This window comes from Bacteroides sp. AR29, assembly GCF_900217715.1.
Classification (GTDB): Bacteria; Bacteroidota; Bacteroidia; order Bacteroidales; family Bacteroidaceae; genus Bacteroides; species Bacteroides uniformis.
The window spans coordinates 1-25,644 of the sequence record NZ_OBMS01000017.1; the positions used below are offsets into that span (position 1 = coordinate 1).

Consider the following 25,644-nt stretch of genomic DNA (forward strand, 5'->3'; position numbering starts at 1 on the left):
ATCAGCAGCCATCGCAAGGCTGAAGGTACAGGTATGCTGACCGCAGGCGTTAGCTACATCTTCGGCGGTAAGAAGTTCGTTCCGGTTTCTAAGATTGACGAAGACGCAGTCAATGCAGAAATCAACAGATATAGAAGTGAACTGGCTCAGGCTCAAGCTGACCTGGCTAACTGCAAGAATGCACTGGCCAACGCTAAACCTGAAGTTAAGGAAGTGACCAAGGAAGTTGAAGTTGCCGGTCCGCGTGCCATCTTCTTCAAGATTGGCAGCGCCCGTCTGGACGACTATGGCAAGGTTAACATCGAACTGGCAGCCAAGATTCTGAAGGCTAATCCGGACAAGAAGTACAAGGTTGCAGGCTATGCCGACAAGGCTACCGGTAGCGCTTCTTGGAACCAGAAGCTGTCTGAAAAGCGTGCTCAGGTTGTTTACGATGCCTTGATTGCTCAGGGTGTTGACAAAGACCAGCTCGAACTCGTTGGATTCGGTGGTACTGCCAATATGTTCGGCAAGAACTTCTTGAACCGCGTAGTTATCCTGGAATAATATACTCCAAGTGACAAATAGACTCTAAAAATGAAGGCGTCTGGGACTCAGACGCCTTTTTTTGGTACTATGTCCGATGCATGTCATAAAGCAATCCATTTTTTATCAGCGACTGAATTTATATGTGATGATGAAGTTTAAGCTATTCTTTATCGTTCTGTTTTGCAGCCTTTCCCTTTCGGCCTTTTCCCAGTTGACGTATGGTACGACCGGGCTGTTGCATGCGCCCTCTGCGGAGATGCAGCGTGACAAGACTTTCATGGTTGGCGGTAACTTCTTGAACAAGGAGCTCACACCGCCCACCTGGTACTATCATACCTACAACTACTTCCTAAATGTCACCATCTTCCCCTTTCTGGAAGTGGCCTACACGTGTACGCTCTTCAAGGCGGAGGCGTTAGGATTGAAGCCATACGGATACAGCGGATTCACGAACCAGGACCGCTACTTTTCCGCCCGTCTGCGTGTGTTGAAGGAGGGGCAGTTCTGGAAATACATGCCGGCTGTCGTGCTGGGGACGTCCGACCCGTTCACTTCCTCCGGCGGCGGCCAGGTCGGCACCACGGAAGGTAACGGCTATTACAGTCGTTTCTATATTGCCGCCTCCAAGCATATACCCGTTGCGGGTAAGGAGGAGATCGGTGTCCATCTTTCCTACCTTTACAACAACCGCAAGGAGTACAAACTGAATGGCTTTGCATTGGGTGTCACCTACAATCCGTCCTTTCATCCGCAGTTAAGGATGATAGCGGAATATGACTCCAAGGACTTTGCCTTGGGAGCCACTTATCTGTTGTTCAAGCATCTGCATGTGCAGGTGGAAATGCAGAGGATGAAATATTTCAGTGGAGGGTTGACATACAAAATTCATCTGAAATAAGAAATAAGAAGTAACCCAAAGTCTCAGTGACTCCATTAAAAAAGCAGCTAAAGTATGACATCCAACTTTAACTGCTTTTATTCTAATATACCAATTTTACATTGTCAATCCACAACGAATTACCGGGAGAACCTATGTAAGCACCACCGTGGCTGGAGGTAAACTGTAACAACAAATGAGTAGGCACATCATCTTCCGTTCCCCAGGCAACCTCCTTAATAGGTACGCTCTCTCCTTTACTATTAACTGCATAGCGTTCTTCAACCTGAAGACGCATCATGTGGGCCTTGTACGCAGGGTCACCGGTAATATCACCGTACATGATGGAATAAGTGGCATTATTATGCCAATCGGTAGTAGTATAATATCTTACGACCATCGTTCCTACGCGCTTGGCATAGATATTCCCCTTCTCATCTTCCCAACGCTTTTGCAGAAACAGATTCACTTCCGGGAAGTCCTTTCCTTCCACATCTGTGATACGGCTAAAGCCCGTTGCACGGATACGCTTCTCGCGGTCGGACATCTTTACTTTATAATCAAACTGTATGGCGATAGGTTTCTTTGTAAACGGTATGCCGGAATTCAGCATTTTCTGCGGATTTTTGGTTCCCTTGATAGGTTCGTGCACCTCACCCAGAAACATAGAGCCGGCAGCCAGCACCGTGATATCTACTATTCCAAAAACCTTCACACTCTCCATACGGGTGTCCATGCGGGCGCAGAAACCATCCCCTCGCTTTTCCGGAAAAACAGAAGTATTAGTTTTCGTGATACCGGCTACCCGGGCCATCACATTGGATGTCGCCCACGGCGAACCTCCCATATTCTTGTATGCCTTGGTTTCGGTGACAGTAGCAGTAGGGCCGATGGCATACACATTCTTCGTGGCACCGCCAATAATACCGGATTCCTTGATTTGGCGGTCAATCCATTGATCCATATTTCCGAAAGGAATCATCTCTACCTCGTGCTGCTGCGCAGAAACGGCTCCGCAACAAAGCATGGCAGACAGCACTCCCAACATACGAATTTTCTTTTGAATCATTTCTCTCATTGATAATTGACAATCATTATAAATCGTACTTCCACTGTTCCAGCGCAAAATTCCAGTTATCCTGAACCAACTGCACTGTACGCTCATCATACTTGTATTTATTCTTCTTATATCCTTTCTTTCCGCCTACATACTTCTCAATATCGGCACGCGCCTCTGCAAAGCCCGGAATGGACAAAGCCTTGTAGATATGTTCAGTCATTCCCATTGCGTCCGCTTCGAAGTCCTCAAACTTCACCTCTATCAAGTTTCCTTCAGGAATGCATGCCTTGTCCGCTTCGTACTTATGATACAGTTTGGCATAAATGGACAAAATATTCTTCTCAAGCTCCTCATGACTGATATCCTGCAGTTTCAACGGCTGAATGGTGTTAGTAAAGAAACTACGTGTGCTTTCGAAAACAGTATAAGGATTACGCATCAGATAGATAAACTTGGCATTGGGGAACATCTTGACAAGCTCTTTCACACGTCCCGTATGAGGCGGATTCTTACTAAGAAACTGGGTTCCGTTCGTATTCCAAAGAGAAATCTTTATCAGTTTGACGAAAGTCTCCTCAAATACTTTCAGCTCTTTCTCTGTGATGTCATCAAACAGCAGGTATTTATCGGCATACTCTTGCTGATATTCGGGCAGGAACCAGAAATTATAATAGGTGTAGGGCATCATATTTGCCAAAGCAAACTCCTCTTCTTGCGGAAGGTCAACGGCAAGTTCCATATTGTCCGTGGGACGTTTGTCCGGCATCAACCAACTCATGTTCTTCTTGAAGAAAGGCTGCCCCCACATCATAAGATGCGGAAATACAGTCTGGTATGTCGTGTTGTAGCCGAAATGCTTGTCGCAGGAGAAAACATTATGCACAAACGTAGTCCCGCTACGCCAGTGTCCCAAAATGAATACCGGATCATGCTCCAAGGGCTTATCTGCCAGGAGCTTTTCATAGCGTCTGTCCTGCAGAGGAGCCAAAGTGGACAGCAGGCGGCAGACGGCTTTTGTCAGCCGATACTTACCTTTGTAGGCAGCACCGATGTCACGACCGCCCGTTATATCCTTGAATGTTTTCCAATCCGCACCTACCAGGGTGTTTATCGGAAGCTTATTGAATTCTAACAATCCCATTATTATCTTTATATTAATATGTTATGGTTTTCTTCCGGTGATGCCGAGAGAGAACCGCAATACTTATAAAGAAGTACTGCGCTCTATCCGTACAGCCACGCCCTGGCGTTCCAGCTCTTTCACAGCCTTTTCTATAGCTTCGTAATGTTCGGGAGCTATACCCAGCTTAGGCAAATTCAGTATAGGCAGGTCCTCAGCTAAGTGCATGTCCTTATCCTCCACCCTATCGATAATCATACCTACAGCACTGGTATTGTTGGTTATCGGGTCTATCAAGATAAACGAACCGGTAGCCTTATTCTTCTGATAAGGGTCAAAGAAAAGCTCTTTGGCAGTAGTCAGCACCACACGCGCAATTTGATTGAGCTGCATCGGCAATGTTTCCTTGCTCAACTTTCCGTTGTCAATGGAAAGATGCTCCATCGTATTGACATCCACCTTATACTTGATGCTGTCGATGCGGGTACGGCTTATATTGGTGGTCTGTTTGATGAAGAATGATTTGTTGATATCCATCGGCTCTTCATCCATCCAAACCAGCATCGTTTCAAAATTGCGGTCCATGACGGGCAGGTTATCCGGATGTACCAGCATTTCCCCTCTCGACACATCTATTTCATCCTCCAGAGTCAGGGTGACGGACTGGGGCGGAAAGGCGTAATCCAACTCGCCGTCGTATGTAACTATACTCTTGATATGCGACTTCTTACCGGAAGGCAATGCCATCACTTCATCTCCCTTACGAACAATACCCGAAGCCACCTTACCGCAAAAACCACGGAAATCGAGATTGGGGCGCAAGACGTATTGAACCGGGAAACGAAAATCCTTCAAATTATGGTCGTTGTCAATATGTACCGTCTCCAGAAAGTCAAGAAGTGAAATACCCTCATACCAAGGAGTACGTTCCGATTTCTCCACCACATTGTCGCCATCCAAAGCTGACAGCGGAATGCAGTTTACGTCAGGAATACCCAATGGAGCTATAAACTTCCGGTATTCATCGACTATCTCATTAAAACGTTCTTCGGAAAAATCCACCAGGTCCATCTTATTGACAGCAAGCACCACATGCTTGATGCCAAGCAACGACACCAGAAAAGTATGCCGGCGCGTCTGCGTAATGACACCCATACGTGCATCCACCAGAATAATTGCCAAGTTAGCTGTAGAGCCCCCGGTAATCATGTTGCGTGTATATTGCTCGTGTCCCGGAGTGTCGGCAATGATAAACTTACGATTGTTGGTCGAGAAGTAGCGGTATGCCACGTCGATGGTGATGCCTTGTTCGCGCTCCGCCTTCAAGCCGTCCAGCAAAAGGGCGTAGTCAATGTGGTCGCCGGCATTTCCCATGCGCTTGCTGTCGCGTTCCAGTGCGTCCAGCTGGTCCTCATATAGCTTCTTGCTGTCGAACAACAGACGGCCTATCAATGTGGATTTTCCGTCATCCACAGAACCGGCAGTCAGTAAGCGCAACAAGTCTTTCTGCTCATCCTTATCAAGAAAAGCCTTTATATCAAGTGTAGAATCGTTCATCCTTAATGATTTAATTTTTAATTCTTAATTTTTAATTCCTTTAGAAGTATCCCTCGCGCTTCTTCTGCTCCATGCTTGCGTCTTGGTCGAAGTCAATGACACGGGTCGTCCGTTCACTCTTGGTGGTGGTCATCATTTCCTCGACAATCTTCTCGATGGTATCGGCATCGCTTTCCACAGCACCGGTCAACGGCCAGCAACCCAGCGTACGGAAACGCACCATACGCATCTTTATCTGGTCGCGGTACTGTTCCGGCAAGCGGTCGTCATCCGCCATTATCAGATTTCCGTCAATCTCCACACAAGGACGTTCCTTGGCAAAATACAACGGCACAATAGGGATGTTTTCCAAACGTATATATTGCCAGATGTCCAGCTCCGTCCAATTACTTAACGGAAATACGCGGATACTCTCTCCTTTATGTACCCGGGCATTATAAATATCCCACAATTCGGGACGCTGATTTTTGGGGTCCCATTGATGGAACTTGTCGCGGAAAGAGAAAATACGCTCTTTGGCACGTGACTTCTCCTCGTCGCGACGAGCACCACCGAATGCCGCATCAAACTTATACTTATCCAATGCGTGGAGCAAAGCCTGCGTTTTCATCAAGTCCGTATGCACCTTGCTGCCATGCGTAAAAGGCCCGACACCTGCATTGAAAGCTTCCATATTGCTTTCCACTATCAGGTTCCAACCATACTTCTTGGCATACTCGTCACGGAACTGTATCATCTCCTTAAACTTCCACTTGGAATCGATGTGCATCAACGGGAACGGCACTTTGCCGGGAGCAAACGCCTTTTCGGCCAAGCGCACCATAACCGAAGAATCCTTGCCGATACTATACAGCATCACCGGATTTTCAAACTCCGCTGCCACTTCACGGATAATATGAATGGACTCTGCTTCGAGTTCCTTCAAATGGCTCAATTTATATTCTTCTTTCATTATATCTTATTTCTTCTGAATTCTTGGTAAAATGAGTTCCAACAGTTTATTGACCGATTCTTCCAGGCTGAGAACAGAGGTGTCCAACGTCAGAGCCGGATGAGCCGGCTCCTCAAAAGGCGCGGAAATACCAGTAAAATTCTTGATTTCTCCCTTACGTGCCTTGGCATAAAGTCCCTTCACGTCACGGCGTTCACACTCTTCAAGCGGGGTACTGACATAAACTTCCAGAAAATCGTCTTGTCCGATAATATCAGCCGCCATTTCACGAATATCGTTATTAGGACTGATAAAAGCCGCGATTGTTATAACACCCGTATCAAGAAAGAGTTTGGAAACTTCGGCTATACGCCGGATATTCTCCACACGGTCGGCCTCCGTAAAACCGAGGTTATTGTTGATGCCACTGCGGATGTTGTCACCATCCAGGATACGGCAAAGCAATCCTCTTTTATGAAGTTCGCGCTCCAAGGCAATGGCTATCGTACTTTTGCCGGAGCCGCTCAAGCCGGTAAACCAAACCATCACGCTGTGCTGCTTCAACAAGTCTTCTTTGTCTTTCCGCATCAGCATTTTGTCAAATATCGGATATATGTGGTTGTTTTCTTCCATATGTTATTATTTCTTCTTTTTTTAAAATGGCCAAATTAAAGGAATCAAGAAAATGGATATCAGGAAAGTAATGATATTCAAAGGTAACCCGATGCGTACAAAATCCGTGAACTTATAGTTACCGATACCTTGTACAATCAAATTAGTCTGATACCCTATAGGAGTGGAGAAGCTGGCAGAAGCCGCCATACAAATTACAACGAAGAAAGGCATCGGACTGACTCCCATCTGTGAAGAGATGGAAAGTGCCAACGGGAAAGCGAGTGCCGCGGCCGCATTGTTCGTAATCAGTTCTGTAAACAAGTTCGTTATGATAAACACAGCAGCCAGCAACACATGGGGGCCATAATGATGGCTCATGCCTATAATGAAACGCGCCACAGCATCTGCCACTCCGGAATTCACCATCGCCTTGCTGATAGCAAAAGCACAAGCAATCGTTATCAGAATATCCCAAGATATATATTTGGTATACTTGCGGGCCGGAAATATCTTTGTCCAGGCCATAATGATAGTAGTAATGGAAACGAAGAAAAACATATCCAACTTGATTTCCGGAAAAGCTTCCTTGACAACCGGAAGTTCACCAACCGTTGCACCCACTATCATCAATATCAGCAAAGCCAAGGCAAACCAGCGCTTTCCCTTTCCGGGCACCGGTTCCGTATCCTTGCCATTGGCCAGCAACACGAACACCGAAGATTCCCCCCAGGTCTTTACAAAAGAGTCATCAGCCATCACCACCAGCGTATCCCCTTCGCGGAGATATTCATTTTCCAGATTTCCAACAATGCTCTGACCGCTACGCTTAATCTCCTTCACTTCGGCCCCATAATGCCGCTTGAAGTTAAAATCACCAAGTTTCTTGTTGATACCGGGAAAACGGGCGCCGAGTACAGCTTCCACCCGATGTAAATCTCCATGCTCCTCCGGTTCCTCATCCAGCTTTACCGCATCCGTACGAACATCCGGCAAAAGCCTTGAGGAAAAAGCGAACAGATAAAGGATGCCTGCAATCGCGACGAAAATGCCCACTTTACCCAACTCGAACATAGTAAAGCCTTCATATCCGGCTTCCAATATCATACCATGCACCACCAGATTGGTCGACGTCCCTATCAGGGTGCAGATTCCGCCAAGTATCGTCACATAAGAAAGGGGTATAAGGAACTTGGTAGCAGGCAATTTTACAGATTCGGCCCAACGCTTGATAATGGGAGCAAAGATAACAACCACCGGAGTATTGTTTAGAAAAGCTGAAATAAAAGCAATGGTGGGCAACATACGGAACTGCGCTTTAAAGACCGTAGTCTTACCTTGGGGAAGCAGCTTCTTGATTACTTGCCCCAAAGCACCCGACTGCCTGATGCCTTCACTGACCAAAAACAGCATGGCAACAGTCATCATCCCCTTATTACTGAACCCTTCCAGCATCTCCTTAGGAGTGAGGATACCTGCACACAAGAACAATACTACGACAGAAAAGAGCACCATGCCCGGACGCATTTTATCCAGAACCAAGGCAATCACCATGCCCAACAATGCCAGCAGCACAAACAATATCTCAAATGTCATAAAGTCGTTATTTTATTTCGGTATGCTTGGGTTCTACGATAAACCACGGATTCAGCAAATCCTCCTTATTATATTGCAAAGGTTCTTCCTTCCCCGCCTGATAAATTTCCATTCCGGCAGCACGTGCAATAGCATGCCCAGCCGCCGTATCCCATTCCATCGTAGGGGCAAAACGAGGATATACATCAGCCTTGCCTTCAGCTACCAGACAAATCTTGATGGAACTTCCACTTGATATAAGCTCAACTTCCGCATGGCTGCATTTCATTTTCTCGATATAATCTTCTGTCTCGGGCGTCAGATGCGAACGGGAAGCCACAATTACAAACCGTTCGTGCACGCTTGTTTCCGGCAGCCGGACAGCTTTCGCAAGCAGTTCATCCCACGACATTCCATCACGTGCAGTAATACCGGATAGCTTATAAGCACCCGAATCATGCACTCCAAAATAGAGCTCCTTTTTTACCGGCACATAAATGACTCCCATTACCGGTACTGAGTGATGCACCAAAGCTATATTCACTGTGAACTCACCGTTCCTCTTGATGAACTCCTTCGTACCGTCCAAAGGGTCTACAATCCATAAAGTTTCCCAACTCCGTCGTTCCGAAAAAGGCAAATGTTTGCCTTCCTCGCTTAGCAGAGGGAAAGGTGTATCAGCCAAAAAACGGCAGATAGTTTCATGAGCCTTACGGTCGGCAATAGTAAGAGGAGAATTATCCGCTTTTTTTTCTACCTGAAAATCCGATGCCGGATCATCGTAAATGGAAAGAATTTTCTCGCCAGCCTGCAAAGCGGCATCAATCGCATTCAGTATATATCGTCGTTCCATACTATATTCTTCTCAAAGATAAGGCACAAAATTAAAAACTTTTTCAGGTCTAAAAGTTTCCACCTCTTGTTTTATAACTTCTTTTAAACGAAAGAGAGAATATTATAAGCACTTTTCACAATCAAGAAAATCAATCCGGAGCAGAGAAATAGAGTGAAATATTCACGAAGGAAGAGGAACTAAAGAGACTGTGACAACATGAGTTTATCTGGGTCTTTTCTCAATTAGTCCGTTAGTTCACAGTACTGAACACTTTGTTTTGCCAAACCAAACACGCGACAGCGCCAGCCTTCACATTCTTTCGGCATATCATGAAAAAGGCAGTAACTTCGCAGTTACTGCCTCATCTTGAAAGGAAACATACATTCCTTTCTGTTATGAATTACCAAAAAGAATTCTATTAATTGACGCTATACAGCAACCATGCCTTCTGGAAGTCATCATTCGAAGGATGTTTAGCTTTGAAAGAGTCGCGCAGATTCTCGGCGGATGCTCTGTCATCGAATGTACCGATAACTACACGATACAGGTTTCTTTCTGCATTGTAAACCACCATTGCAGTATAGCCTTCATTCACCAATGCCTGCTTCACACCTTCCGCATTAGCTTTCACGCTATAAGCTCCGCAAACTACACTAAAGGTTTTCAAGCTGGTACCACCTGATACCACAGTCACCTTTTCCTGACGCATGCCGGCAGGTGCACTTTCCACCACCTTTACTTCTACTGGAGCGGTAACCACTGGAGCCACCTCTTCAGCAGGGGCAGTTGTTTGCGGCTCAGCCAATTCCTGCTGTTTTGCCTTTTCATATGCTTTCTTATAAGCACTTTCACTTGATTTACAAGAAGAGAATGCCAGAGCTATGCATACTCCCATTCCCAATACGGCTAATTTTTTCATCTTTTCTATTGTTTTTATTAGTAAAATCGTCTATTCTTATTCTTTATCTCAAAATTTTCGAAAAATAGATTTCGTGCCCTCATATTCCAAACGCAATGAAGAGTAGGACAAATCTTCTACTTTAAAGGTACATTTTCCTTCCGGCCACCCGAAATAAGTATCATAATTTTTATCGTTAACACTTTCAGGCAACAAAATAATGGAAATTTCAGCACCTTTCAAAGAATAATTTCCAAAAAACGTAGTCACCCCTCCATCTTTCAACAAACATATGGCAGAAAAACTTCCTTTTTGAAAATTATAGAATACACTGTCCACCTTCTCTGATGTACCGTCGGCATATTGATACTGACGCAACTGCCACTTACCGGCCAAGTCACCCCCACCATTCATGCAAGCGGTCAAAATACAAGCCACCAATACAATCCAAAGATATTTTAAATGCAATTTCATCATTTTTCCATGCCACTATCTAAATATGGAACAAAAGTACACCATAACATGCGATTATACCTCAGCATCCTTAGTTAAATATAATTAAACCCCTCCATAAAAAGAGATTTCCCGGAAGACTTGACGTATATTTGCCAAATATAAACAGGGCATGAGGCTCACTTAATTGATTACATGACATTTGAAAATTTGAATTTGATAGAACCTATATTGAAGGCTCTTCAAGAAGAGGGGTATTCCACCCCTACCCCAATCCAGGAAAAATCGATCCCTATATTACTTCAAGGAAAAGACTTATTAGGATGTGCTCAAACCGGAACAGGCAAAACCGCCGCATTTTCCATCCCTATCTTGCAAAAGTTGTATAAAACGGATAACCGCAAAAGTATCAAAGCACTCATTCTGACGCCGACCCGCGAGTTGGCCATACAGATAGGAGAATCCTTCAGTGCATACGGTAAGTATACCGGACTGAGACATGCCGTCATCTTCGGCGGTGTAGGACAAAAGCCACAGACAGATGAACTGAAACGTGGAGTACAAATACTGGTTGCAACTCCCGGACGACTGCAAGACCTGGTCAACCAAGGTTTCATTAACCTAAAAGCACTCGAATTCTTCGTATTGGACGAAGCAGACCGGATGCTGGACATGGGATTCATACATGATATCCGACGCATATTAAAGCTATTGCCCGCAAAACGGCAGACTCTCTTCTTTTCGGCCACAATGCCTCCGGAAATAGAGACCTTGGCAAACTCCATGCTGACGCACCCCGAGAAAGTGGAAGTCACCCCTGCATCGTCTACGGTTGACACAATCTCCCAATCAGTCTATTTCGTTGAGAAAAAAGAGAAAAAAGACTTACTGATTCATCTGCTGAAGAATCCGGCTATCAAGTCCGTACTTATCTTCACCAGAACTAAATATGGAGCAGACAAACTTGCACGTACCCTTAGTAAGTCCGGAATAAGAGCCGAAGCCATACATGGAAACAAGTCGCAGAATGCCCGACAGCGAGCACTGACCGGCTTTAAGAACCATGAACTGCGTGTACTGATAGCAACCGATATTGCAGCACGAGGTATCGACGTGGACCAACTATCACACGTCATCAACTATGAGTTGCCCAACATTCCGGAAACATACGTGCACCGTATCGGACGAACCGGACGTGCCGGCCACGACGGTATTGCCCTCTCCTTTTGCGAATCGGAAGAACTGCCTTACCTGAAAGATATCCAAAAATTGATAGGGAAAAGTATCCCAGTAATAAAAGAACACCCATTTGTCACCGCCGATGGTTTAAAAGCCCAGAAAATCAAGACTGAAGAAATTAAGGCCAAAACCAAGGAAAACAAAATCTATCGCGGGAGCCGTACGAATGGAGACTTTTGGAGAAGAAAAAAGCAAACCTCGCAAAACAACACCCCAAAAGGAGTTGGAAGATAAAGACAATCATAAAAAAACTGATATTCCGAACAAAGTTTCAAAAAATTTGTTAGTTTTGTCGTACGAACCTCAAAAAAGAAAGGAATATCATTATGAAAGGATTAAATGTTTTAGCAGCTTTCCTGGGTGGCGCCGCAGTAGGTGCAGCCCTCGGTATCTTATTTGCTCCTGAAAAAGGAGAAGACACCCGTAACAAAATCGCAGAAATTCTCCGTAAGAAAGGGATTCGTCTGAACCGAAGCGAAATGGAAGACTTGGTAGATGAAATTGCTGCGGAAATCAAAGGTGAAGTAACGGAATAAGGTAAAAAACAGAACCACTATGTTTGCAGACGACAAAAGTATAGAAAATATGCAGCAGCTCTTCATTGAATTCAAGAAATACCTGGAGCTGCAAAAAGAATATACCAAACTGGAAGTCACCGAAAAACTGTCCAAACTGCTTTCTACGCTTTTATTGGTGCTATTGGTCGTCATACTCGGCGTAGTGGTTCTGTTTCATCTGTCGTTTACGCTGGTCTATATTTTAGCTCCGCTGGTAGGCGGGCTAATGATGAGTTTTGCACTTATCACGTGCTTCCATATCCTACTCATCGTTCTGCTTGTCCTATTCCGCAAAAAGCTCATTATTGATCCGACAGTAAAACTTATCGCAGAATTATTCTTAGACAATTAATTCGAAATATTCATGGATAATACGACCAATACGACTCCCGTCACTTTAGAAAGCATCGCCCAGAAAAAAGCCATGCTGCTACAAGAAATACGACTCCAGAAAGAAATCATGACTGGGCTTACACAAGAAATTTTTGCTCCGCTGGAACCAGCTACCAACAAGGCAAATGCCATGATGAGAGCATTCAACACGGGTATGGCTGTTTTTGACGGTATAGTATTGGGGGTAAAGGTAATGAAGAAATTCAGAAAAATATTTGGAAGAAAGAGATAGAATATCGGATAAAAAAAGAGGGGATGGCCATAACAGTCATCCCCTCTTTTTTATCCGATATAGTCTGAGCACTTTTATACGTACGTCTCAAGCAACTTCACTGCTCCTTCAGGCACAATCGTCACTTCTTGGGTTGCAGCTGGCAGCAGGATTGTTTCGCCCGCTTGTACGGAAACTTCATTCTTCTCATTATCAATAATACGGCAAGAACCCTCCACACAAATAAAGATAACAAAAGAATCCAGTTCAGAATAGTCACAAGTGATTTCTTCCGTCATGTCATAGATGGAAGTCGTGAAATACGGGCTTGCCACCATTTCTACCGGTTCATTCTGCACCTGCTCGTACTCCGTACGAAAATCGTCCTGCACATCTGCAAAATTAATGGCATCAATGGCCTGGCTTGTATGCAGTTCTCTTGATTTACCATCCTTATCCTTACGATTGTAATCAAAAATACGGTAAGTGATATCCGACGTTTGCTGTATTTCTGCTACAAAAGCTCCCGCACCGATTCCATGTACCCGACCTGCAGGCACATAAAACACATCGCCCGGTTTAATGGCGCAAGTCTGCAGAACATCCGCAAACGTACCATTATACACTCGTTCCTTATATTCTTTCGGAGTAATCTGCTCTGCAAAACCGGAAATCAGCTTGGCACCCTGGTCAGCAGCAATAACATACCACATTTCATTTTTACCAAAACTGTTATGACGTTTCTTAGCCAACTCGTCACCCGGGTGTACCTGAATCGACAAGTCCAACTTGGCATCAATAAACTTTATCAATAAAGGAAACTTATTTCCGAAACGTGCATAGTTGGCTTCTCCTACCAGGTCTTCCTTATATTTTCTGACCATATCCGGCAGCGTCAATCCTTTGTCTGCACCATTGGCCACTATAGACTCACTGCCTTCTACTGCCGACACTTCCCAACTCTCGCCTACATTGGCAAGGGTATCATTCAAATGTTTGAATGGAATAATCTTGTCGCCTCCCCAAAGCGTCTGCTTCAGAATAGGCTCAAATTTTAGAGGATACATTCGTTGTTTTTATTAGAACTTTCTGTTAATGATGTGATTTTTTTAGATTCCGGGGGCAAACATACAAAAAATATCAATTTGTATTCCATTTGTTAAACGCTAAACTTTCCTAAAATGTTCTCCACATTTCCTTCCAATTACTTGGGGGAACAAAAGAATTTCTTTTTATTTGCAAGAAATTTAATTAATACCATGGATATGATAAACACTACTCCAACAGAAAGTAATTTGTCCGGTTTGAACCAAAAAGACTTTCAAAAGGATATAAATAACAAAAAGACAGATTTGTTTATCCTGAAGAATGCCCAGGGAATGGAAGTTGCAGTTACTAATTACGGCTGTGCAATACTTTCCATCATGGTACCCGACAAAAATGGCAAATATGCCAATGTTGTATTAGGACACGACAGTATTGAACATGTAATCAACAGCCCGGAACCTTTTCTAAACACTACCATCGGACGCTACGGTAACCGGATAGCTAAAGGAAAGTTTACTTTATACGGCGAAGAGCACCAATTGGCAATCAACAATGGTCCCAACTCACTGCATGGTGGTCCGACTGGTTTTCATACCCGTGTATGGGATGCTGTCCAGCCAGAGCCATCAACAGTCATCTTCAACTACACATCCGCTGACGGCGAAGAGGGCTTCCCCGGAAATCTCGAAGTAGAAATGACTTATCGCCTGGAGGATGAGACCAATGCTCTGGTCATCGAATACCGGGCTACTACCGATAAAGCCACCATCGTCAATCTGACCAATCACGGTTTCTTCAATCTTGCCGGTATAGCCAATCCCTCCCCTACAGTCTTAAACAATATCGTTACCATCAACGCAGATTTTTATGTACCCATCGATGAAGTATCCATTCCTACCGGAGAGATATTGAAGGTAGAAGGTACTCCTATGGATTTCCGTACTCCCCATACTCTTGGTGAACGAATTGATGAGAAACATACACAAATTGTGAATGGCGCAGGATATGACCATTGCTATGTACTGAACAAGACTGAAAGTGGAGAGCTGAGCCTTGCAGCCACCTGCATAGAGCCCAACAGCGGGCGAACGATGGAAGTATATACCACTGAAAATGGCGTCCAGCTCTACACAGGAAACTGGCTCGGGGGCTTTGAAGGTGCCCATGGAGCCACTTTCCCTGCAAGAAGTGCAGTCTGCTTTGAGGCCCAGTGTTTTCCCGATACGCCCAACAAGTCCCATTTTCCGTCGGCAGTATTGCTACCGGGTGATGAGTACCAGCAAGTGACAATCTACAAGTTTGGTGTACAAGAATGAAATAACTAATCCAATTTATAAACTTATTAATTTTACAAAACCATGACACAACAAAAACAGAATGGTAAACTCATCGCAATTATCACGATGATCTTCCTTTTTGGTATGATTTCATTTGTTACCAACCTTGCTGCCCCTATGGGAATCGTACTGAAAAATCAGTTTTCAGTATCCAACGCTTTAGGGATGTTGGGTAACTTTGGTAACTTTATTGCATATGCAGTGATGGGAATACCAAGCGGCATCTTACTACAACGGGTAGGGTATAAAAAAACGGCATTGATAGCAGTAGCTGTAGGCTTTATCGGTGTAGGTATCCAATATTTATCAGGTCATTCAAGCCCTGATATGGCTTTTGCCGTATATTTGATTGGCGCTTTCATCGCCGGTTTCTCCATGTGTTTGCTTAATACGGTAGTCAACCCGATGCTGAACAAGCTCGGCGGCGAAGGTAACAAAGGAAACCAGCTTATCCAAGTGGGTGGTTCTTTCAACTCCGTAATGGCCACCATTACTCCGATGTTCGTAGGTATCCTGATTGCCGGTTCCATTGAAAAAGCTACTATCTCTCAGATATTCCCTGTAATGTACACAGCAATGGCTGTATTTGCCATCGCGTTCTTCGTTCTTTTGATTGTGCCCATACCGGAACCCAATGCTGCAACTTCAACAGAACCTATCGGTAAGTTGATGTCAGGCGCTTTAAAATTCCGCCACTTCATTTTGGGAGCTATAGCAATCTTTGTATATGTAGGTGTCGAAGTTGGTGTACCGGGTACTCTGAACTTGTTTTTGACCGATCCGATTGAAAAGGGAGGAGCAGGCATTTCTTCCACCATTTCCGGTTTTGTTGTAGGTACATATTGGTTCCTCATGCTGATTGGACGTCTGGCCGGCGCTTCATTGGGTGCAAAAATCTCCAGTAAGGCAATGCTTACCTTTACTTCCGCATTAGGCTTACTTTTGGTGTTCCTTGCCATCTTCTCATCTACCGGTTCGCTTGTCAATCTGCCGGTACTCCAACAAAGTGCTACGGGAGGTCTCTCTTTCGGATTTGCAGAAGTACCTATCAACGCAATGTATCTGGTACTGGTAGGTCTGTGTACTTCCATCATGTGGGGTGGTATCTTTAATCTGGCCGTAGAAGGATTGGGTAAATATCTGGCAGCGGCTTCCGGTCTGTTCATGGTATTGGTATGCGGCGGCGGCATCTTGCCCGTTATCCAAGGTTTGGTGGCCGACATTGCAGGTTTCATGCCGAGTTACTGGGTTATCATCGCAGCCCTTGGCTATCTGTTGTTCTACGGTTTGGTAGGCTGCAAAAATGTCAATAAGGACATCAAGGTCGATTAACAAGAAAATATAGGTAATTTATTTATTCACCTTATAAAATATAAATATCATGGATATAGAATACGTAAGAAGCCGTTTCATCAAGCACTTTGACGGAACAACGGGAGCTGTTTATGCTTCTCCGGGTCGCATCAACCTTATCGGTGAGCATACAGACTATAACGGTGGTTTTGTATTCCCCGGAGCAATCGATAAGGGAATGATTGCAGAAATAAAGCCCAACGGCACAAACACAGTAAAAGCTTATTCCATCGACTTGAAAGATTATGTGGAATTTGGCTTGAATGAAGAAGATGCACCCCGCGCAAGCTGGGCAAGATATATCTTTGGCGTGTGCCGGGAAATGATGAAACGCGGTGTAGATGTAAAAGGTTTCAATACCGCTTTTGCAGGCGATGTGCCTCTGGGTGCAGGAATGTCCTCGTCAGCAGCTTTGGAAAGTACCTATGCCTATGCTTTGAACGACTTGTTCGGTGACAACAAGATAGACAAATTTGAATTGGCAAAAGTGGGACAATCTACAGAACACAACTATTGTGGCGTAAACTGTGGTATCATGGACCAATTTGCTTCTGTATTCGGAAAGAAAGGAAGCCTCATCCGCCTGGATTGCCGTTCACTGGAATATCAGTATTTCCCATTCGACCCGCAAGGCTATCGTCTGGTTCTTGTAGATTCTGTAGTGAAACACGAACTTGCATCTTCAGCATACAACAAACGTCGTCAAAGCTGCGAAGCTGCTGTTGCCGCTGTTCAGAAGAAGCATCCACACGTAGAATTCCTGCGTGACGTTACCATGGGCATGCTGGAAGAAGCCAAAGCCGACATCAGCGCAGAAGACTATATGCGTGCAGAATATGTCATCGAAGAGATTCAACGCGTACTCGACGTTTGCGACGCCCTGGAAAAAGGCGATTATGAAACTGTAGGCCAAAAGATGTATGAAACACATCATGGCATGAGTAAGTTGTATGAAGTAAGCTGCGAAGAACTCGATTTTCTGAATGACCTTGCATTCGATTGTGGAGTTACCGGTTCACGTGTCATGGGCGGTGGATTCGGTGGATGTACAATCAATCTGGTAAAGGATGAATTGTACAGTACATTCATCGAAAAAGCAAAAGATGAATTCAAGAAGAAGTTCGGCAGAAGCCCAAAAGTATATGATGTAGTCATCAGCGACGGTGCCCGCAGATTAGAATAATAGACATCAGCATTCAAATAAAAGGCGTTTCCCTTTGCAGGGAAGCGCCTTTTTCTTCTCCCCTATTCCACCGTTTTCCACTCTAAAAACAAAATCATCCGAGAAGTTTATTCCGAACACATCTATCTGTACAGCCAGTTGGCACAGATATGTTTCTTGACACTTATGTTGCATAACATATAAAAGTGTACAGCCTACACTAAAGAAAAGTGTTACTTTTACACCCAAAGAAAGATAATCATCTCATTTACATTAAATACAAAACCATGAAAAGACATGTTCTACTTGCAGGAATTGCCGCAATGATGCTAACTGCGTGCAATCAAAAGACAGAAACAACGCTTACGCTGTCCGGTCTTGATCCAGTAAAATTCCAAACAACAGTCAATGACGCCCAGACACAGCTTTATACGCTGAAGAATAAAGCGGGCATGGAAGTATGCATCACAAACTTTGGAGGACGTATTGTATCCATTATGGTACCCGACAAAAATGGAGTTATGCAGGATGTAGTATTGGGCTTTGACAGCATTGCCGATTACATCAACATACCAAGTGACTTTGGTGCTTCTATCGGACGCTACGCCAACCGGATTAACCAAGGGAAAATCGTTCTTGACGGAGATACCATACAGTTACCACAGAACAATTTCGGACATTGCCTGCACGGTGGCCCCAAAGGATGGCAATACCAAGTATACAGTGCCAATCCCATTGACAGCACAACTCTGGAGCTCACCCGCATTTCACCGGATGGAGACGAGAATTTCCCGGGTAATGTTACGGCAAAAGTACTTTTCAAGTTAACGGATGACAATGCCATTGATATAAAATACAGTGCAACAACAGACCAAAAGACGGTTATCAATATGACTAACCATTCTTATTTCAATTTATCAGGTGATCCTTCAAAGGCAGCAACAGACCACATCTTATACATCAATGCAGACAACTATACTCCGGTAGACAGTACTTTCATGACAACGGGTGACATCATCTCCGTCAAAGAAACACCAATGGACTTTACCACTCCCAAGAGTGTGGCACAAGACATCAACCGGACGGACTTTGAACAAATAAAGAATGGAAACGGATATGACCACAATTGGGTACTGAATACTAAAGGTGACCTATCCCAAGTGGCAGCCAAACTGACATCGCCTATAAGCGGCATCACCCTGGAAGTTTATACCAATGAGCCAGGTATACAAGTATATACCGGGAATTTCCTGGATGGCACCGTAAAAGGTAAAAAAGGCATTACTTACAACCAGCGCGCTTCCGTATGCCTCGAGACACAACATTATCCGGATAGCCCCAACAAATCCCAATGGCCTTCTGTCGTACTGGAACCCGGACAAATTTACAACAGTGAATGTGTTTTCAAATTTTCCGTAGAAAAATAACAATAACCTTATAAATCATTTATTATCGTGGAAACATTAGATTGGTTAGTCATTGGAATCTTTTTCCTGGCTTTAATTGGAATTATTGTCTGGGTTGTCAAACAGAAACAGAATGACTCAGCAGACTATTTTTTAGGTGGTCGTGATGCCACATGGCTCGCTATCGGTGCATCTATCTTTGCATCCAACATCGGTTCGGAACACTTAATCGGATTAGCCGGTGCCGGTGCTTCCAGCGGTATGGCGATGGCACATTGGGAAATACAAGGCTGGATGATCCTTATCTTAGGTTGGGTATTCGTACCGTTCTATTCGCGAAGTATGGTATTCACAATGCCTGAATTCCTAGAACGCCGCTATAATCCACAATCACGTACAATATTGTCTGTAATATCTTTAATCAGCTATGTACTGACAAAAGTTGCCGTGACGGTTTATGCAGGAGGATTGGTATTCCAACAAGTATTCGGTATAAAAGAACTTTGGGGAATCGACTTCTTTTGGATTGCCGCCATCGGTCTGGTTATACTGACTGCGCTCTACACAATCTTCGGAGGAATGAAGTCGGTACTTTATACCTCCATCCTGCAGACCCCCATCTTGCTGTTAGGTTCACTGATAATCCTTGTACTCGGCTTCAAAGAATTGGGAGGCTGGGATGAGATGATGAGAATCTGCGGTGCAGTCACAGTGAACGATTATGGCAACACAATGACAGAACTTATACGCAGTAATAACGACCCTAACTTCCCTTGGTTGGGTGCACTGATTGGTTCAGCCATTATCGGATTCTGGTATTGGTGTACAGACCAGTTCATCGTGCAACGCGTACTTTCCGGAAAGAATGAAAAGGAAGCACGGCGCGGTACCATCTTCGGAGCTTACTTGAAATTATTGCCCGTATTCTTATTCCTTATCCCAGGCATGATTGCTTTCGCATTACACCAAAAATATCTCGGAACCGGGGGAGAAGGTTTTCTACCTATGCTGGCAAACGGAAATGCCAATGCAGATGCTGCTTTCCCAACTCTAGTAGCAAAATTGCTTCCTGCAGGAGTCAAAGGTTTGGTTGTTTGCGGTATTCTTGCAGCATTGATGAGTTCTCTCGCATCTTTGTTCAACTCATCTGCTATGCTTTTCACCATTGACTTCTACAAACGTTTCAAGCCGAACACTTCTGAGAAAAAGTTGGTAGGAATTGGACAGATGGCAACTGTTGCGATTGTGATATTGGGTATACTCTGGATTCCCATTATGCGCAGTGTAGGCGATGTACTTTACACCTACTTACAAGATGTACAATCTGTATTAGCACCAGGCATTGCCGCAGCCTTCCTCTTGGGGATCTGCTGGAAACGCACCTCTGCACAAGGCGGTATGTGGGGACTGATTGCCGGAATGATTATCGGTTTAACCCGTCTGGGGGCAAAAGTATATTACAGCAATGTAGGAGATGTGTCAAGCAGTACCTTCAAGTATCTGTTCTATGATATGAACTGGCTGTTTTTCTGCGGATGGATGTTCTTGTTCTGCATCGTAGTGGTTATCGCAGTCAGCATGTTTACAGCTGCCCCAAGCGCTGAAAAGATTCAAGGGCTGGTATTCGGAACTTCAACTCCTGAACAAAAAGCAGCTACACGTGCGAGTTGGAATAAATGGGATATCATTCATACCCTTATCATCCTGGGTATTACTGCTGCTTTTTATTGGTATTTCTGGTAAATCGGTATGTTGCTATGATATATATCCATGCAGCATACCCCTTAAACAAAAATTAAGATATGAGTAATTACTATAGTTCAAATCCGAAACTTTATGTAGGTATCGACTGCATTATTTTCGGTTTCAATGAAGGAGAATTGAACCTGCTGTTGCTGAAGCGTAACTTCGAACCGGCAATGGGCGAATGGTCGCTGATGGGTGGATTCGTGCAGGAAGACGAAAGCGTGGATGATGCAGCCAAACGAGTCCTGAATGAACTAACCGGACTGGAAGATGTATATATGGAACAAGTCCAAGCTTTCGGAGCCATAGATCGTGACCCAGGAGAACGCGTAGTCTCCATTGTTTACTATGCGCTCATCAACATCAACGAATACGACAAAGAATCCGTACAGCAACACAATGCTTTCTGGGTAAATATCAATGAACTGCCAGCGCTAATCTTTGATCATCCGCAAATGGTGGAGAAAGCTCGGAAGTTGATGCAACAAAAAGCGTCCACCGAACCAATCGGCTTTAATCTACTACCTAAACTGTTCACGCTGTCACAACTGCAAAGCTTATACGAAGCTATATACGGCGAGAGCATTGACAAACGGAACTTCCGAAAACGCATAGCAGAAATGGACTATATAGAAAAAACTGACAAAATAGACAAAACGGGGTCCAAACGTGGAGCTGCTTTATATCAGTTTAATGAGAAGGCATACCGCAAAGCTCCGAAATTTAAGCTCTGAGAACCTAATATTCAACAACTTGTAATTAGTAATTTAAATAATATGCTGGAAGCACTGAAAGACAAAGTATTCCATGCTAACCTTGAACTGGTGAAGCACGGATTGGTTATCTTCACATGGGGCAATGTATCGGGCATTGACCGCGAATCTGGTCTGGTAGTCATCAAGCCCAGTGGGGTGAGTTACGATGAAATGAAAGCAGAGGATATGGTGGTAGTGAATCTTGACGGCAAGGTCGTGGAAGGACGGTTAAAGCCCTCTTCAGACACACCGACCCACCTGGTTCTCTATAAAGCATTCCCCGAAATCGGCGGTGTGGTGCACACGCACTCTACTTACGCCACAGCCTGGGCACAAGCCGGATGTGACATACCGAATATCGGGACAACACATGCCGATTACTTCCACGACGCCATACCCTGCACAGCAGACATGACGAAGGAGGAAGTGGAAGGAGCGTATGAACTGGAAACGGGAAATGTCATCGTAAAACGCTTTGAGGGGCTGAACCCGGTACATACTCCCGGAGTATTGGTAAAGAACCACGGTCCTTTCTCGTGGGGAAAAGACGCACACGAAGCGGTACATAATGCCGTAGTGATGGAGCAGGTGGCAAAAATGGCAAGTATAGCCTATGCCGTGAACCCCAATCTGACCATGAATCCGCTGCTGATAGAAAAACATTTCAGCCGCAAGCACGGTCCTAACGCTTATTATGGACAGAAATAACTATCATTCTTTAAATATAAACTATAAAAATAAATTGTATGAACACATTTGAACAATATGAAGTATGGTTCGTAACCGGAGCACAGCTCTTGTACGGAGGTGACGCAGTTATCGCAGTAGACGCACATAGTAATGAAATGGTGAAAGGTCTGAATGATTCCGGGAAACTGCCCGTAAAGGTAGTATATAAAGGTACGGTCAATTCATCCAAAGAAGTAACCGCTACCTTCAAAGCCGCCAACAACGACGATAAGTGTATCGGAGTCATCACCTGGATGCACACCTTCTCTCCTGCCAAAATGTGGATTCACGGTTTGCAGGAACTGAAGAAGCCATTACTACACTTCCATACACAGTTCAACAAGGAAATTCCCTGGGAGACGATGGACATGGATTTTATGAACCTAAACCAATCGGCTCACGGCGACCGCGAATTTGGACACATCGTGACACGTATGCGAAAGAACCGCAAAGTGGTAGTAGGCCACTGGCAGGACGAAAAAGCCCAAAACCAGATTGCCGCATGGATGCGCGTAGCTGCCGCATGGGCTGATGCGCAGGATATGCTCATCATCCGCTTCGGCGACCAGATGAACAACGTGGCTGTGACAGACGGTGACAAGGTCAGTGCCGAACAAGTATTGGGCTATCATGTGGACTACTATCCCATCAATGATGTGATGACACACTACAATGCTGTCAGCGACGAGGACGTGAAGGCACTCGTAGCAGAATACTTCAAGCTCTACGACCACGCTCCCGAACTGGAAGACGCACGTACGGAAGCCTACACCAAAGTATGGAACTCCGCCAAGGCCGAAATCGCCATTCGCCGCGTGCTGAAAGACACGGGTGCCAAAGGCTTCACCACCAACTTCAACGATTTGGGCGACTTTGACCAAATCCCCGGACTGGCCTCACAGCGACTGATGGCGGAAGGTTACGGCTTCGGTGCCGAAGGCGACTGGAAAACTGCGGCACTATACCGTACCACTTGGGTGATGAGTCAAGGCATGCCGAAGGGGTGCTCCTTCCTCGAAGACTATACGCTGAACTTCGACGGAGAAAAGAGCGCCATCCTGCAGGCACACATGTTGGAAGTCTGTCCACTGATTGCCGAACAGAAGCCGAAACTGGAAGTGCACCGTCTGAGCATCGGTATCGACAGCGAAACAGCCCGCCTGGTATTTACCAGCAAGCAAGGTGAAGGTGTAGCCGCTACCATCGTAGACCTGGGCAATCGCTTCCGCCTCATTGTGAACAAAGTAGAATGCATCAAGAGCAAGCCTCTGCCCAAGTTGCCCGTTGCCAGCGCACTGTGGATTCCAATGCCCAACCTCGAGGTGGGCGCTGCAGCCTGGATTCTGGCCGGAGGTACACATCATACCAGCTTCTCCTACGACCTGACGGTGGAATATTGGGAAGACTTTGCCGAAATGGCCGGCATCGAAATGGTAGTCATCGATGAAAATACCACCATCAGCGAGTTCAAAAAAGAACTGCGCATGAATGAAGTCTACTATATGCTGAACAAGGCACTTTGCTGATAATCATTACGGATTACCGATTGCGGACTACTAATTACACGTACCACAAACGTAACTAGTAGTTTGCAATTAGTAATCCGTTGTTTATAATCGTACTATAAATCCGTAAATTATCATTAATACCATGAAATTAGATGCAAAATCAACCATTGAGGCAGGCAAGGCCATCCTTGGTATAGAACTCGGTTCCACACGAATCAAGGCGGTTTTGATTGACCAGGAAAACAAACCCATCGCCCTGGGAAGCCATACTTGGGAGAATCAGTTAGTCGACGGACTGTGGACATATAGCGTCGAGGCTGTCTGGTATGGGTTGCAGGATTGCTACGCAGACCTTCGTACCAATGTAAAGAGCCTCTACGATACAGAGATAGAGACCTTGGCAGCTATCGGTGTCAGTGCCATGATGCACGGCTATATGGCATTCAATGAAAAAGAAGAAATCCTTGTACCCTTCCGTACCTGGAGAAATACTAATACCGGACAGGCTGCCGCAGCCCTATCCGAACTATTTGTCTACAACATCCCTCTGCGTTGGAGCATCTCCCACCTCTACCAAGCCATCCTGGATAATGAAGAGCACGTTCCATCCATCAATTACCTGACCACCCTTGCAGGTTTTGTCCACTGGCAAATAACCGGCCAAAAGGTACTGGGCATAGGAGATGCCTCCGGTATGCTCCCTATCGATCCCATCACCAAAAACTATTCTTCTGAAATGGTGGATAAGTTCGACAAACTTATTGCTCCGAAAGGATACGACTGGAAGCTTCGAGATATTCTGCCGAAGGTATTGTCGGCCGGTGAAAACGCAGGCTTCCTTACTCCCGAAGGAGCCAGTCGCCTCGACGTATCGGGACATCTGAAAGCAGGAATTCCCGTCTGTCCGCCCGAAGGTGACGCTGGAACCGGCATGGTTGCCACCAACGCCGTAAAGCAGCGCACTGGAAACGTATCGGCAGGCACCTCCTCTTTCTCAATGATTGTATTGGAGAAAGAATTGTCCAAGCCCTACGAAATGATTGACATGGTAACCACCCCCGACGGAAGCCTCGTAGCTATGGTGCATTGCAACAATTGCACTTCCGACCTCAATGCCTGGATCAATATTTTCAAAGAATACCAGGAACTGATGGGTATCCCCGTAGATATGGACGAAATCTACAGAAAGCTCTATAACCACGCCCTGACAGGCAATGCAGACTGCGGAGGCCTCATCTCATACAACTACATATCAGGCGAACCTATAACGGGACTGGCAGACGGACGTCCACTGTTTGTACGTTCGGCAAACGACAAGTTCAACCTTGCCAACTTCATGCGCACCCATCTGTATGCTTCAGTGGGAGTTCTCAAAATCGGCAACGACATCCTTTTCAATGAAGAGAAAATCAGAGTAGACAGAATCACCGGTCACGGAGGACTCTTCAAAACCAAAGGAGTAGGCCAGAGAATACTGGCAGCTGCCATCAATTCACCCATTTCCGTTATGGAAACAGCTGGCGAAGGTGGTGCCTGGGGTATTGCCCTCCTCGCTTCCTACCTTGCAAACAACGGAAACGACCAATCCCTTGCCGACTTCCTGGACAAGCATGTATTCACCGGAAATGCCGGTATTGAAATCTCACCGACAGCCGAAGATGTAAGCGGATTCAACACCTACATCGAAAGCTATAAAGCTGGTTTGCCCATCGAAGAAGCAGCAGTAAGATTCAAGAACTAAGTATTTAATAACAC

Annotated in this window: 25 protein-coding genes; 15 read left to right on the forward strand and 10 right to left on the reverse strand. The window is 45.1% G+C overall.

What is annotated here, in order from left to right; genetic code table 11:
- Together CSD97_RS11715 and CSD97_RS11720 are read left to right on the forward strand one after the other, a co-directional pair.
- The coding region (locus CSD97_RS11715; protein ID WP_151882704.1) for an OmpA family protein at positions 1-546 on the forward strand (546 nt) is incomplete at its 5' end.
- Positions 547-673: 127 nt separating this feature from the next.
- Positions 674-1,426, forward strand: coding sequence for a YjbH domain-containing protein (locus tag CSD97_RS11720; protein WP_098032441.1), 753 nt, complete (start codon positions 674-676; stop codon positions 1,424-1,426).
- Positions 1,427-1,508: 82 nt separating this feature from the next.
- On the opposite strand, the gene CSD97_RS11725 is transcribed toward CSD97_RS11720, so the two are convergent.
- The 9 genes from CSD97_RS11725 to CSD97_RS11765 form a co-directional block, all read right to left on the reverse strand.
- Positions 1,509-2,474: a PCMD domain-containing protein gene (locus CSD97_RS11725; protein ID WP_057088318.1), complete on the reverse strand. Its 966-nt coding sequence runs from the start codon at positions 2,472-2,474 to the stop codon at positions 1,509-1,511.
- A 25-nt stretch (positions 2,475-2,499) separates the two neighbouring features.
- A complete protein-coding gene (locus CSD97_RS11730; protein ID WP_022402110.1) occupies positions 2,500-3,606 on the reverse strand; it encodes a sulfotransferase in 1,107 nt (368 codons plus the stop codon).
- Between the two features lie 63 nt (positions 3,607-3,669).
- Complete coding sequence (cysN, locus tag CSD97_RS11735; protein WP_098032442.1) at positions 3,670-5,142, reverse strand: sulfate adenylyltransferase subunit CysN; 1,473 nt, start codon at positions 5,140-5,142, stop codon at positions 3,670-3,672.
- A 40-nt stretch (positions 5,143-5,182) separates the two neighbouring features.
- Positions 5,183-6,094: a sulfate adenylyltransferase subunit CysD gene (gene cysD / locus CSD97_RS11740; RefSeq protein WP_005826557.1), complete on the reverse strand. Its 912-nt coding sequence runs from the start codon at positions 6,092-6,094 to the stop codon at positions 5,183-5,185.
- A gap of 6 nt (positions 6,095-6,100) precedes the next feature.
- A complete protein-coding gene (gene cysC, locus CSD97_RS11745) occupies positions 6,101-6,706 on the reverse strand; it encodes an adenylyl-sulfate kinase (protein ID WP_005836053.1) in 606 nt (201 codons plus the stop codon).
- Between the two features lie 21 nt (positions 6,707-6,727).
- Positions 6,728-8,281 carry an SLC13 family permease gene (locus CSD97_RS11750; protein ID WP_035448034.1) on the reverse strand — a complete coding sequence of 518 codons (1,554 nt, stop codon included), beginning with the start codon at positions 8,279-8,281 and terminating at the stop codon, positions 6,728-6,730.
- 7 nt (positions 8,282-8,288) lie between these two features.
- Positions 8,289-9,113, reverse strand: a complete 825-nt coding sequence (gene cysQ / locus CSD97_RS11755) for a 3'(2'),5'-bisphosphate nucleotidase CysQ (RefSeq protein WP_005826562.1) — start codon at positions 9,111-9,113, stop codon at positions 8,289-8,291.
- Positions 9,114-9,513: 400 nt separating this feature from the next.
- The gene (locus CSD97_RS11760; RefSeq protein WP_005826564.1) at positions 9,514-10,014 is read right to left on the reverse strand and encodes an SPOR domain-containing protein; all 501 of its coding nucleotides are present in this window, start codon (positions 10,012-10,014) and stop codon (positions 9,514-9,516) included.
- Between the two features lie 48 nt (positions 10,015-10,062).
- Positions 10,063-10,467 carry a lipocalin-like domain-containing protein gene (locus CSD97_RS11765; RefSeq protein ID WP_022402107.1) on the reverse strand — a complete coding sequence of 135 codons (405 nt, stop codon included), beginning with the start codon at positions 10,465-10,467 and terminating at the stop codon, positions 10,063-10,065.
- Positions 10,468-10,641: 174 nt separating this feature from the next.
- Between CSD97_RS11765 and CSD97_RS11770 the strand changes: the two genes are divergently transcribed.
- From CSD97_RS11770 to CSD97_RS11785, 4 genes are all read left to right on the forward strand, one after another.
- Positions 10,642-11,919 (forward strand): DEAD/DEAH box helicase, encoded by a 1,278-nt coding sequence (locus CSD97_RS11770; RefSeq protein ID WP_005826566.1) that lies wholly within the window; start codon positions 10,642-10,644, stop codon positions 11,917-11,919.
- Positions 11,920-12,011: 92 nt separating this feature from the next.
- Positions 12,012-12,221: a YtxH domain-containing protein gene (locus CSD97_RS11775; RefSeq protein ID WP_005826568.1), complete on the forward strand. Its 210-nt coding sequence runs from the start codon at positions 12,012-12,014 to the stop codon at positions 12,219-12,221.
- A 19-nt stretch (positions 12,222-12,240) separates the two neighbouring features.
- Entirely contained in the window at positions 12,241-12,594 is a 354-nt protein-coding gene (locus CSD97_RS11780; protein WP_005826569.1) for a phage holin family protein, read from the forward strand.
- 12 nt (positions 12,595-12,606) lie between these two features.
- A complete protein-coding gene (locus CSD97_RS11785) occupies positions 12,607-12,867 on the forward strand; it encodes a hypothetical protein (RefSeq protein ID WP_005826570.1) in 261 nt (86 codons plus the stop codon).
- A gap of 74 nt (positions 12,868-12,941) precedes the next feature.
- Here CSD97_RS11785 and CSD97_RS11790 read toward each other — a convergent pair whose 3' ends face one another.
- On the reverse strand, positions 12,942-13,913 hold the full coding sequence (locus tag CSD97_RS11790; protein WP_005836045.1) for a type I phosphomannose isomerase catalytic subunit: 972 nt from the start codon (positions 13,911-13,913) through the stop codon (positions 12,942-12,944).
- A gap of 198 nt (positions 13,914-14,111) precedes the next feature.
- Between CSD97_RS11790 and CSD97_RS11795 the strand changes: the two genes are divergently transcribed.
- The 9 genes from CSD97_RS11795 (at position 14,112) to CSD97_RS11840 (ending at position 25,630) form a co-directional block, all read left to right on the forward strand.
- Positions 14,112-15,209: an aldose epimerase family protein gene (locus CSD97_RS11795; RefSeq protein ID WP_034528954.1), complete on the forward strand. Its 1,098-nt coding sequence runs from the start codon at positions 14,112-14,114 to the stop codon at positions 15,207-15,209.
- A gap of 42 nt (positions 15,210-15,251) precedes the next feature.
- Entirely contained in the window at positions 15,252-16,562 is a 1,311-nt protein-coding gene (locus CSD97_RS11800) for a sugar MFS transporter (RefSeq protein ID WP_005826573.1), read from the forward strand.
- Between the two features lie 49 nt (positions 16,563-16,611).
- Positions 16,612-17,766: a galactokinase gene (gene galK / locus CSD97_RS11805; protein ID WP_005826576.1), complete on the forward strand. Its 1,155-nt coding sequence runs from the start codon at positions 16,612-16,614 to the stop codon at positions 17,764-17,766.
- 266 nt (positions 17,767-18,032) lie between these two features.
- Positions 18,033-19,172, forward strand: coding sequence for an aldose epimerase family protein (locus CSD97_RS11815; protein ID WP_008663672.1), 1,140 nt, complete (start codon positions 18,033-18,035; stop codon positions 19,170-19,172).
- 27 nt (positions 19,173-19,199) lie between these two features.
- Positions 19,200-20,894, forward strand: a complete 1,695-nt coding sequence (locus CSD97_RS11820) for a sodium:solute symporter (protein ID WP_005826581.1) — start codon at positions 19,200-19,202, stop codon at positions 20,892-20,894.
- A 59-nt stretch (positions 20,895-20,953) separates the two neighbouring features.
- Complete coding sequence (locus CSD97_RS11825; RefSeq protein WP_005826583.1) at positions 20,954-21,631, forward strand: NUDIX domain-containing protein; 678 nt, start codon at positions 20,954-20,956, stop codon at positions 21,629-21,631.
- Positions 21,632-21,673: 42 nt separating this feature from the next.
- The gene (locus CSD97_RS11830) at positions 21,674-22,360 is read left to right on the forward strand and encodes an L-ribulose-5-phosphate 4-epimerase (RefSeq protein WP_005826585.1); all 687 of its coding nucleotides are present in this window, start codon (positions 21,674-21,676) and stop codon (positions 22,358-22,360) included.
- 38 nt (positions 22,361-22,398) lie between these two features.
- The gene (araA, locus tag CSD97_RS11835) at positions 22,399-23,907 is read left to right on the forward strand and encodes an L-arabinose isomerase (RefSeq protein WP_005836040.1); all 1,509 of its coding nucleotides are present in this window, start codon (positions 22,399-22,401) and stop codon (positions 23,905-23,907) included.
- 124 nt (positions 23,908-24,031) lie between these two features.
- Positions 24,032-25,630 carry an FGGY-family carbohydrate kinase gene (locus CSD97_RS11840; protein WP_098032443.1) on the forward strand — a complete coding sequence of 533 codons (1,599 nt, stop codon included), beginning with the start codon at positions 24,032-24,034 and terminating at the stop codon, positions 25,628-25,630.
- The last annotated feature ends 14 nt before the right edge of the window (positions 25,631-25,644 follow it).

Excerpts from the sequence above, each read along its gene's own strand:
- CSD97_RS11760 (WP_005826564.1), bottom strand. The coding sequence starts at position 10,014 with ATGAAAAAATTAGCCGTATTGGGAATGGGAGTATGCATAGCTCTGGCA.
- cysQ (WP_005826562.1), bottom strand. The coding sequence starts at position 9,113 with ATGGAACGACGATATATACTGAATGCGATTGATGCCGCTTTGCAGGCT.
- CSD97_RS11815 (WP_008663672.1), top strand. The coding sequence starts at position 18,033 with ATGAAAAGACATGTTCTACTTGCAGGAATTGCCGCAATGATGCTAACT.
- CSD97_RS11830 (WP_005826585.1), top strand. The coding sequence starts at position 21,674 with ATGCTGGAAGCACTGAAAGACAAAGTATTCCATGCTAACCTTGAACTG.
- cysC (WP_005836053.1), bottom strand. The coding sequence starts at position 6,706 with ATGGAAGAAAACAACCACATATATCCGATATTTGACAAAATGCTGATG.
- CSD97_RS11765 (WP_022402107.1), bottom strand. The coding sequence starts at position 10,467 with ATGAAATTGCATTTAAAATATCTTTGGATTGTATTGGTGGCTTGTATT.
- CSD97_RS11800 (WP_005826573.1), top strand. The coding sequence starts at position 15,252 with ATGACACAACAAAAACAGAATGGTAAACTCATCGCAATTATCACGATG.
- CSD97_RS11770 (WP_005826566.1), top strand. The coding sequence starts at position 10,642 with ATGACATTTGAAAATTTGAATTTGATAGAACCTATATTGAAGGCTCTT.
- CSD97_RS11790 (WP_005836045.1), bottom strand. The coding sequence starts at position 13,913 with ATGTATCCTCTAAAATTTGAGCCTATTCTGAAGCAGACGCTTTGGGGA.
- CSD97_RS11795 (WP_034528954.1), top strand. The coding sequence starts at position 14,112 with ATGATAAACACTACTCCAACAGAAAGTAATTTGTCCGGTTTGAACCAA.
- galK (WP_005826576.1), top strand. The coding sequence starts at position 16,612 with ATGGATATAGAATACGTAAGAAGCCGTTTCATCAAGCACTTTGACGGA.
- CSD97_RS11775 (WP_005826568.1), top strand. The coding sequence starts at position 12,012 with ATGAAAGGATTAAATGTTTTAGCAGCTTTCCTGGGTGGCGCCGCAGTA.
- araA (WP_005836040.1), top strand. The coding sequence starts at position 22,399 with ATGAACACATTTGAACAATATGAAGTATGGTTCGTAACCGGAGCACAG.
- CSD97_RS11720 (WP_098032441.1), top strand. The coding sequence starts at position 674 with ATGATGAAGTTTAAGCTATTCTTTATCGTTCTGTTTTGCAGCCTTTCC.
- CSD97_RS11730 (WP_022402110.1), bottom strand. The coding sequence starts at position 3,606 with ATGGGATTGTTAGAATTCAATAAGCTTCCGATAAACACCCTGGTAGGT.
- CSD97_RS11825 (WP_005826583.1), top strand. The coding sequence starts at position 20,954 with ATGAGTAATTACTATAGTTCAAATCCGAAACTTTATGTAGGTATCGAC.
- CSD97_RS11725 (WP_057088318.1), bottom strand. The coding sequence starts at position 2,474 with ATGATTCAAAAGAAAATTCGTATGTTGGGAGTGCTGTCTGCCATGCTT.
- CSD97_RS11785 (WP_005826570.1), top strand. The coding sequence starts at position 12,607 with ATGGATAATACGACCAATACGACTCCCGTCACTTTAGAAAGCATCGCC.
- CSD97_RS11840 (WP_098032443.1), top strand. The coding sequence starts at position 24,032 with ATGAAATTAGATGCAAAATCAACCATTGAGGCAGGCAAGGCCATCCTT.
- CSD97_RS11780 (WP_005826569.1), top strand. The coding sequence starts at position 12,241 with ATGTTTGCAGACGACAAAAGTATAGAAAATATGCAGCAGCTCTTCATT.
- cysD (WP_005826557.1), bottom strand. The coding sequence starts at position 6,094 with ATGAAAGAAGAATATAAATTGAGCCATTTGAAGGAACTCGAAGCAGAG.
- cysN (WP_098032442.1), bottom strand. The coding sequence starts at position 5,142 with ATGAACGATTCTACACTTGATATAAAGGCTTTTCTTGATAAGGATGAG.
- CSD97_RS11750 (WP_035448034.1), bottom strand. The coding sequence starts at position 8,281 with ATGACATTTGAGATATTGTTTGTGCTGCTGGCATTGTTGGGCATGGTG.